The organism is Spiroplasma sp. hy2 (assembly GCF_044714365.1).
Lineage (GTDB): Bacteria > Bacillota_I > Bacilli_A > Mycoplasmatales > Mycoplasmataceae > Spiroplasma > Spiroplasma phoeniceum.
Genome location: NZ_RXFZ02000198.1, coordinates 1 through 1,635, shown reverse-complemented (window position 1 = coordinate 1,635; position 1,635 = coordinate 1). Strand labels below are relative to the sequence as shown.

The 1,635-nt window shown below is 25.3% G+C and carries 2 protein-coding genes; one reads left to right on the top strand and one right to left on the bottom strand.

The genetic code is table 4. The features are described from left to right. Window positions 1-113 precede the first annotated feature (113 nt). Window positions 114-455 carry a holo-ACP synthase gene (locus tag EHV01_RS05340; RefSeq protein WP_415745740.1) on the bottom strand — a complete coding sequence of 114 codons (342 nt, stop codon included), beginning with the start codon at window positions 453-455 and terminating at the stop codon, window positions 114-116. 97 nt (window positions 456-552) lie between these two features. Between EHV01_RS05340 and rnhC the strand changes: the two genes are divergently transcribed. Further along, a complete protein-coding gene (gene rnhC / locus EHV01_RS05335) occupies window positions 553-1,452 on the top strand; it encodes a ribonuclease HIII (protein ID WP_422066553.1) in 900 nt (299 codons plus the stop codon). Window positions 1,453-1,635 lie beyond the last annotated feature (183 nt).

The window sequence follows — 1,635 nt, the reverse complement described above, 5'->3', positions numbered from 1 at the left end:
TAATAAATTTAAAGCAAAATCATAATCTTACACAAAATTAGTTTTCAAATTGTCATATTGATGATTTTTTTTATTTCATCAAGAGTTTTCGACAAAATTAAAGAAAACAATTATTAAAAAGTTGAAAAAATGGCAAAGCCAACGCTATACTCTCGCTCATGACTAATTGAAACATGAACAAGTTCATTTTGTTCTAATGAAAGTCCTTCAACATGAAGGTTATTATCATCTTTTAAACAAATTGTTACTTGGTTTAAAATTAACTTACTTTCTAATGCTTTAACTAAAGCTTCTTTTACCGCTCATCGTCCTGCTAAAAATTGTCGTTGAGCATTTTTATCAAAAAAAGTTGCATATTGTTTTATTTCAGCTGGACTTAATACTTTTTGAATGAATGCTGTCGATAATTTAATTCGTTTATTTTGAATAATATCAATACCAACATTTTTAATCATAATTTTTTCCTCCGTTTGATAACTTACTAATATTTTAACAAAAAAGGTTGAAAAACGATATAATAATTTTATAAAAGAAAATAATGAGGGCCATCATATGAATAATATCAGTTTTAAGAAAGTTGATTCCACAATTATTAAAGCAATTATTACTACTTATCAAAATTATGCAATTCATAATACAGATTCCAATAAAACTAATGTTTTTAATAAAAATGGGATTATTATTACAATTTATAAAACAAATAGTGTTTTGTTTCAAGGCTATCAAGCTGAAAAAGAAGCAAAACGTTTTTTTCCAACCTTAATGAGTCCTTTACCAAATAAAAATGTTTCTATTCCAATGACATATTTTCAAAAAAATGTGATTGGTAACGATGAAGTTGGTGTTGGTGATATTTTTGGCCCGCTAGTTGTTACTGCTTCTTATCTTCCGCTTGCAACTTTTAATGAATTAGCAAAGTTACCAATTAAGGATAGTAAAAATATGACAAAACAGCAGATTTTAAGTTTAGCCCCAATAATTAAAAAAATGGTCAAAAGTGTTACTATTATTATTAATAATGAACTTTATAACAAATGATATGCTAAATATCAAAACGCTCATATTATTAAAACCTTAGCGCATAATCAAGCTTTAGTCCAATTATTAGCAAAACATCAGTTGAATAATAAAACAATTTTTATTGACCAATTTGTTAACCAAACAAAATATTTTGAATATTTACAAAAAACTAAAACAAGTACAATTATCAAAGATAACCTTGTTTTTATTACTAAAGGAGAAGAAAAATCATTAGCCATTGCTTGTAGCGCGATTTTAAGTCGTGCCGCCTTTCTAATTAAAATTAATGAACTTGCAACAAAATATCATTTATCGTTTCCCTTAGGGGCTAGTGAAGATGTTAAAGCGCTAGCACGTAAATATAAAAAACTGCTTCCAGCAACTACTTACACTCAATTTTTAAAAGAACATTTTAATTTAACAAAAAAATAATCCTTCTAGAAAGATTATTTTTCATCTTCATCAAAAGCAATTATTTCATTGTGTAGAATAGACTTCTTGCATAACATAGTTATTTTAAAATTCCTATAAAATATATTTAAAATAGAAATTATAGGAATTTAAAATTATGAAATTTGATAAATTTGATTTTATTAATGATAAAGAATTATTCMA